At 51.6% G+C, this 7150-nt stretch carries 4 protein-coding genes and 2 pseudogenes; 3 read left to right on the top strand and 3 right to left on the bottom strand.

What is annotated here, in order from left to right:
• Positions 1 to 308: pseudogene (locus tag A7090_RS22260) on the top strand (IS4 family transposase); the annotation flags it as partial.
• A gap of 87 nt (positions 309 to 395) precedes the next feature.
• On the opposite strand, the gene yafV reads toward A7090_RS22260, so the two are convergent.
• Positions 396 to 1166 carry a 2-oxoglutaramate amidase gene (yafV, locus tag A7090_RS22255; protein ID WP_105275556.1) on the bottom strand — a complete coding sequence of 257 codons (771 nt, stop codon included), beginning with the start codon at positions 1164 to 1166 and terminating at the stop codon, positions 396 to 398.
• A gap of 88 nt (positions 1167 to 1254) precedes the next feature.
• Positions 1255 to 1671 (bottom strand): IS200/IS605 family transposase, encoded by a 417-nt coding sequence (tnpA, locus tag A7090_RS22250; protein WP_198599607.1) that lies wholly within the window; start codon positions 1669 to 1671, stop codon positions 1255 to 1257.
• 22 nt (positions 1672 to 1693) lie between these two features.
• Here tnpA and A7090_RS22245 point away from each other — a divergent pair.
• Together A7090_RS22245 and ivy are read left to right on the top strand one after the other, a co-directional pair.
• Positions 1694 to 2405: pseudogene (locus tag A7090_RS22245) on the top strand (transposase).
• A gap of 174 nt (positions 2406 to 2579) precedes the next feature.
• Positions 2580 to 3026: an Ivy family C-type lysozyme inhibitor gene (gene ivy / locus A7090_RS22240; protein WP_198599606.1), complete on the top strand. Its 447-nt coding sequence runs from the start codon at positions 2580 to 2582 to the stop codon at positions 3024 to 3026.
• A gap of 1466 nt (positions 3027 to 4492) precedes the next feature.
• Here ivy and fadE read toward each other — a convergent pair.
• On the bottom strand, positions 4493 to 6937 hold the full coding sequence (gene fadE / locus A7090_RS22235) for an acyl-CoA dehydrogenase FadE (RefSeq protein ID WP_105275553.1): 2445 nt from the start codon (positions 6935 to 6937) through the stop codon (positions 4493 to 4495).
• Positions 6938 to 7150 lie beyond the last annotated feature (213 nt).

The following is a 7150-nucleotide window of genomic DNA, read 5'->3' as shown; positions in this document are numbered from 1 at the left end:
AAAAAAGCGAGCGCTTCGGGTTCGCTCTGCGTGCCAGTTACAGTCGTTCCGTGGGAAGAATGCTGGTACTGAGCCTACTGGCGACGCTGAGTACAATTGTACTGTGGCTTATTGGCTATCATGCTGAAAACAAAGGATTACATCTGAGATATCAGGCCAACAGCATTAAAACACGGCGGGTAATCTCGTATCTGACGTTAGCGAAGAATGTCTTACGACACTCCCCGCTAATTTTAAGACGAACAGTGCTAAGCACAGTTCTTAATCATCTCGCCAAAACCTACCAGAATATGGTGTTGGTTTATTAGCGCTGATTTATGGGGATCCCTCAGCGCAGGAGAGCGGGCTTTCATAGTCTTACCCCGACTCTCCCCCTCCCTAAAAACAACGCCTAATCACCACAACCTAAACTCGTCCGCATCCCGCCATGCCGGAAATTTCTCTCTATACTCCCGCAACACCGCCATCGACAGCTCGGCATCAATGCGCGTTGCCTGATGCGCGTCGGCAGTAGCGATAATCTCGCCCTGCGGGTTAATCACCCGGCTGTCACCACGATAATGGCAGCCGTTGCCATCGCTGCCGACGCGATTACATCCCGCCACATACGCCTGATTCTCAATCGCGCGGGCCGTCAGCAATGCCTGCCAGTGCAGAGCGCGCGGAGCAGGCCAGTTGGCGACGTACAGGGCGAGGTCATAATCGTTGAGATTGCGCGACCACACCGGAAAACGTAAGTCGTAGCACACCAGCGGCAAAATACGCCAGCCGCGCCATTCCACAATCACTCGCTCATTGCCCGCTTTATAATGCAGATGCTCATCTGCCATTCGGAACAGATGACGCTTATCATAAAAATGTACCGTGCCGCCCGGCTCAACCAGCAAAAAGCGGTTAACCGAACCAGACTCCGTTTGTAATGCAACACTGCCTGCAATTAGCGCATTGCACTGCTGCGCTTTGGCAGTCATCCAGTTCACTACGTCATCTTGTGCTAGAGACGAAGCTGCCGCTTCCATGGCAAAGCCGCTGGTAAACATCTCCGGTAGAACGATCACATCGCGTCCGGTAATACCTTCCAGTTGACGATCAAAATGGCGCAGGTTGGCAGGACCATCCATCCACACCAGTGGTTGCTGCAAAAGCGTAATCTTCAAACCAGGCACGGTGTACAACTCCTTTATGCGAAGGGTTTTATCCGGTGCGCCGTAAACCCCGTCCTTCAGGGCGGGGATATAAGGCACGGTTTTTCACCTAACCAGGTGTTTGCTGTTGTTCAATGTATTGGTGGATGACGGATATTGGCGCACCTCCGCAGCTACTGGCAAAATAGCTGGGACTCCACAAAACGCCTTTGTAGTAATACCTGACTGCAATATCTGGTCGATCTCGTCGCAGTAACCTACTCGATACGCCTTTAAGGCTGTTTACCAGACTGGATATCGCCAGTTTGGGAGGATAGTTAATTAACAAATGGACGTGATCTGATTCGCCATCCATTTCAACCAGTTCAGCTTCAAAATCAGCACATACATTTGAAAAGTAAGTGCGTAGTTTTTCTATCGCGTCATGGTCAAAAATCTGGCGTCGGTATTTGGTGACAAAGACCAAGTGAACATGCATCAGGAAAATACAATGCCTTCCACGTCGGATATCGGTTTCTTTTTTCATAGACCAAAGTATAATTTAACCTGTGAAACGACTACAAGCATTTAAATTCCAGTTAAGACCCGGTGGTCAACAGGCGCGTGAAATGAGGCGCTTCGCAGGCGCATGTAGTTTCGTTTTCAATCGTGCTCTGGCGCTTCAGAATGAGAATCATGAGGCCGGTAATAAATACATCCCTTACGGGAAAATGGCTTCCTGGCTGGTTGAGTGGAAAAATGCCACTGTCAGCCATACAGCAACTGCATTCCCGTATCACAAATATCCGCAGGGACTACCTTCACAAAGTCACAACGACAATCAGCAAAAACCACGCAATGATAGTCATTGAGGATTTGAAGGTTAAACACATGTCAAAGTCAGCAGCGGGTACGGTCAGCCAGCCGGGGCGCAATGTCCGGGCAAAATCAGGTTTAAACCGTTCGATACTGGATCAGGGCTGGCATGAAATGCGCCGCCAGCTTGAGTACAAAGAGCTTTGGTGTGGCGGTCAGGTACTGGCAGTACCGCCAGCGTACACAAGCCAGCGTTGCGCGTGCTGTGGTCATACCGTGAAAGAAAATCGCCTGTCACAAAGTAAATTCGTGTGTTGGGCTTGTGGATATACGGCGAACGCCGATGTAAACGGCGCTCGTAACATTTTAGCGGCGGGGCACGCCGTACTTGCCTGTGGAGGGATGGTGCAGTCAGGCTGCCCGTTGAAGCAGGAACCCACCGAAATGATTCAGGCGACAGCCTGAACGTAGCAGGGATCCACGTCCTTCAGGGTGGGAGGATGTCAACAGGCTGTTGCCTTAGCGCAGAATAAATTGATAACAAATGCTGATATTGGAAATATCTGATTTGCAAATTGTCGTGTTATCGCCAGGCTTTAGGAGGTTAATAACATGGGCAGGATAAGCTCGGGAGGAATGATGTTTAAGGCAATAATGGCAGTCGCCGCTCTGGTCATCGCCACCAGTGCAATGGCGCAGGATGATTTAACCATTAGCAGCCTTGCAAAGGGTGAAACCACCAAAGCAGCGTTTAATCAGATGGTGCAAGGGCATAAGCTGCCTGTCTGGGTAATGAAAGGCGGTACTTATACTCCCGCGCAAACCGTGACATTGGGAGATGAGACGTATCAGGTAATGAGTGCGTGTAAGCCGCATGACTGTGGCTCGCAACGTATCGCTGTGATGTGGTCCGAGAAATCTAATCAGATGACGGGACTGTTCTCGACCATTGACGAGAAAACGTCGCAAGAGAAACTCACCTGGCTGAATGTGAACGATGCGCTTTCGATTGATGGTAAAACGGTGCTGTTCGCGGCGTTGACCGGTAGCCTGGAAAATCATCCGGATGGCTTTAATTTTAAATAATCAACTAACGGAGCCTTTCGGCTCCGTTAGAGAATGATGACAAACGCCAAATTGCCTGATGCGCTGCGCTTATCAGGCCCACACAATCTCTGCAATCTATTGAAATTACATGTTTTGTAGGCCGGATAAGGCGTTCACGCCGCATCCGGCATGAACAACGCCAAATTGCCTGATGCGCTGCGCTTATCAGGCCTACGCAATCTCTGCAATCTATTGAAACTGCATGTTTTGTAGGCCGGATAAGGCGTTCACGCCGCATCCGGCATGAGCAACGCAAAATTGCCTGATGCGCTACGCTTATCAGGCCTACGTAATCTCTGCAATCTATTGAAACTGCATGTTTTGTAGGCCGGATAAGGCGTTCACGCCGCATCCGGCATGAACAACGCCAAATTGCCTGATGCGCTGCGCTTATCAGGCCGACGTAATCTCTGCAATCTATTGAAATTGCATGGTTTTGTAGGCCGGATAAGGCGTTCACGCCGCATCCGGCATGAACAACGCCAAATTGCCTGATGCGCTGCGCTTATCAGGCCGACGTAATCTCTGCAATCTATTGAAACTGCATGTTTTGTAGGCCGGATAAGGCGTTCACGCCGCATCCGGCATGAACAACGCCAAATTGCCTGATGCGCTGCGCTTATCAGGCCTACATAATCTCTGCAATCTATTGAAATTGCATGTTTTGTAGGCCGGATAAGGTGTTCACGCCGCATCCGGCATGAACAACGCCAAATTGCCTGATGCGCTACGCTTATCAGGCCTACGTAATCACTGCAATCTATTGAAATTGCATGTTTTGTAGGCCGGATAAGGCGTTCACGCCGCATCCGGCATGAACAACGCCAAATTGCCTGATGCGCTGCGCTTATCAGGCCTACGTAATCTCTGCAATCTATTGAAATTACATGCTTTTGTAGGCCGGATAAGGCGTTCACGCCGCATCCGGCATGAACAACGCAAAATTGCCTGATGCGCTGCGCTTATCAGGCCGACGTAATCTCTGCAATCTATTGAAATTACATCTTTTTGTCGGCCGGATAAGGCGTTCACGCCGCATCCGGCATGAACAACGCCAAATTGCCTGATGCGCTGCGCTTATCAGGCCTACGCAATCTCTGCAATCTATTGAAATTGTATGTTTTGTAGGCCGGATAAGGCGTTCACGCCGCATCCGGCATGAACAACGCCAAATTGCCTGATGCGCTACGCTTATCAGGCCTGCGTAATCTCTACAATCTGTTGAAATTGTATGGTTTTGTAGGCCGGATAAGGCGTTCACGCCGCATCCGGCATGAACAACGCCAAATTGCCTGATGCGCTACGCTTATCAGGCCTACGTAATCACTGCAATCTATTGAAATTGTATGTTTTGTAGGCCGGATAAGGCGTTCACGCCGCATCCGGCATGAACAACGCGCACGTTGTCAGCAATCTAAATGGAGCCTTTCGGCTCCGTTACTTTATTACGCGGCTTCAACTTTCCGCACTTTCTCCGGCAACTTTACCGGCTTCGTCGCCAGCTCTTCCGGCTCAAAGTCATCAACGTTAATACTGCGTAGACGGCTTTCTTCAGCTTTCACCAGAATGGCGGCTTCATCTTTATCAATCAGCCCTTTCGCCAGCGCGTTGTGCGCCAGTTCATCCAGACGGGTGAACGGCAGATTTTTACCCAGCTCTTTACAGATCCGCTGATGAATCGGGTCGGCTGCAATCACATCTACCAGCGCCTCTTCCAGCAAACCCACCGGATTATGCTCGCTCGGCGTCAGGTACTGACCGCGACCAATACGTGAACGGGTGGCGTTCGGCACTTGTAAAATCTTCGCCACTTTATGATCCAGCTTGTCAGACGGTGCCAGATAATGGCGTCCGGTCGGGAAGATCACCACATTTAGCAGCCCGGCAACCACGCGGTTCGGGAAGTTTTGCAGTAAATCGTCCATCGCCTGTTCAGCCTTATACAGCGCATCCTGTACCCCCCAGTGCACTAGTGGCAGGTCGGCTTCATTGCGTCCTTCATCGTCATAACGCTTCAGAACGGCAGAGGCGAGGTAAAGCTGGCTTAAAATATCACCCAGACGTGCCGAGATGCGCTCACGACGTTTCAGGCTGCCGCCCAGTACCGCCATCGACACATCAGAAAGCAGGGCGAGGTTGGCACTCAGGCGGTTCAGGTGCTGATAATAACGTTTAGTGGCATCGCCGGTTGGCGTGCTGCTGGTTAAACCGTGCGTCAGGCCCAGCCAGAAGCTGCGAACTTTGTTGCTACCGACGTGACCGATATGTTTGAACAGCAGTTTATCGAACGCGTTAACGTCATTGTTTTTCGCCGCTTCCATTTCTTCCAGCACGTACGGATGGCAACGAATCGCCCCCTGGCCGAAGATCATCATACTGCGGGTCAAAATGTTAGCCCCTTCAACGGTGATGGCAATCGGTGCGCCCTGGTAAGCACGCGCCAGGAAGTTGCTCTGCCCGAGCATGATGCCTTTACCCCCGGTGATATCCATCGCATCAATAATCGACTGCTGCCCGCGGTGGGTACAGTGATACTTAACGATAGCCGATAGCACGGCAGGTTTTTCACCTAGCATAATGCCGTAGGTAATCAGCGACGCCGCAGCATCCATCACATAGGCGTTCCCGGCAATACGCGCCAGCGGCTCTTCAATCCCTTCCATCTTACCGATAGATATTTTGAACTGACGGCGAATGTGAGCATACGCGCCGGTTGCCAGCGCCACTGACTTCACGCCGCCGGTTGAGTTGGAAGGCAGGGTGATGCCACGACCCACCGAGAGACACTCCACCAGCATCCGCCAGCCTTGTCCTGCCATTTTCGGTCCACCGATAATGTAATCGATCGGCACGAAGACATCTTTACCGCGCGTCGGCCCGTTCTGGAACGGTACGTTCAGTGGGAAGTGGCGACGACCAATTTTCACGCCTGGCGTGGTGGTCGGGATCAGCGCACAGGTAATGCCTAAATCTTCTGCGTCGCCGAGCAGTTTCTCCGGATCGGAGAGTTTAAACGCCAGACCAAGCACGGTCGCAATCGGTGCCAGCGTAATGTAACGCTTGTTCCAGGTCAGACGCATCCCCAGCACCTGCTGGCCCTGCCATTCACCCATGCAGACTATCCCGGTATCCGGAATCGCGCCCGCATCGGAACCCGCTTCCGGGCTGGTCAGTGCAAAGCAAGGGATCTCCTGACCACGCGCCAGACGCGGCAGATAGTGATTTTTCTGCTCGTCAGTGCCGTAATGTTGCAGCAGCTCGCCCGGACCTAATGAGTTCGGTACGCCGACGGTAATCGCCAGGATCCCGCTCACGCCAGAGAGTTTTTGCAGCACACGAGACTGGGCATAAGCAGAGAACTCAAGCCCGCCGTACTCTTTTTTGATGATCATCGCGAAGAAACGATGTTCTTTCAGATACGCCCACAGCTCTGGCGGTAAATCAGCAAGTTCATGGGTAATCTGGAAATCATTTGCCATCCGGCAGGCTTCTTCTACCGGGCCGTCGAGAAACGCTTGCTCTTCGGCGGTCAGGCGCGGTTGCGGATAGTTATGCAGCTTTTTCCAGTCCGGCTTGCCCTGGAACAAATCGCCTTCCCACCAGGTGGTGCCTGCATCGATCGCTTCTTTCTCCGTGCGCGACATCGGCGGCATCACCTTACGGAAACCACGAAACACCGGCACGGAAATCATCGACTTACGCATAGGCGCAAAGTTAAACGGCACGAGGATAATGGCCAGAGGCACCAGCACCCACGCCGACCACAGACCAGCAACGCCGAGGGCGGCTGTCCAGGCGAGCAAAATCAAACTGCTGATAAATAAGCTCACGCGGTGATAGAACAACGCGCCGAGCAGGACAACCGTAGCGAGAATACTCAAAATCATCATAACGAAAAGCCCCTTACTTGTAGGAGGTCTGACCACTTGTGATGATATGGTTGTAGTGGATGTAAAAATATTTAGCAATGTGTTTACAATATAATTACAACAAGGCTCACATTGTTGCTGTTTTTATCCGCACTTCGGGTCAAAAAGTCCTGGTCATTCCACCTGCCTGTACTTCTCGCTTTTGGCGGTATCCGGTACACTGCATTTTGTCTA

The organism is Escherichia sp. MOD1-EC7003 (assembly GCF_002965065.1).
Classification (GTDB): Bacteria; Pseudomonadota; Gammaproteobacteria; order Enterobacterales; family Enterobacteriaceae; genus Escherichia.
This window is presented reverse-complemented; position numbering and strand designations above follow the sequence as displayed.

What these genes read in the sequence shown, in the direction of transcription:
- fadE (WP_105275553.1), bottom strand. Translation starts at nt 6,937, where the DNA reads ATGATGATTTTGAGTATTCTCGCTACGGTTGTCCTGCTCGGCGCGTTG.
- tnpA (WP_198599607.1), bottom strand. Translation starts at nt 1,671, where the DNA reads ATGAAAAAAGAAACCGATATCCGACGTGGAAGGCATTGTATTTTCCTG.
- ivy (WP_198599606.1), top strand. Translation starts at nt 2,580, where the DNA reads ATGTTTAAGGCAATAATGGCAGTCGCCGCTCTGGTCATCGCCACCAGT.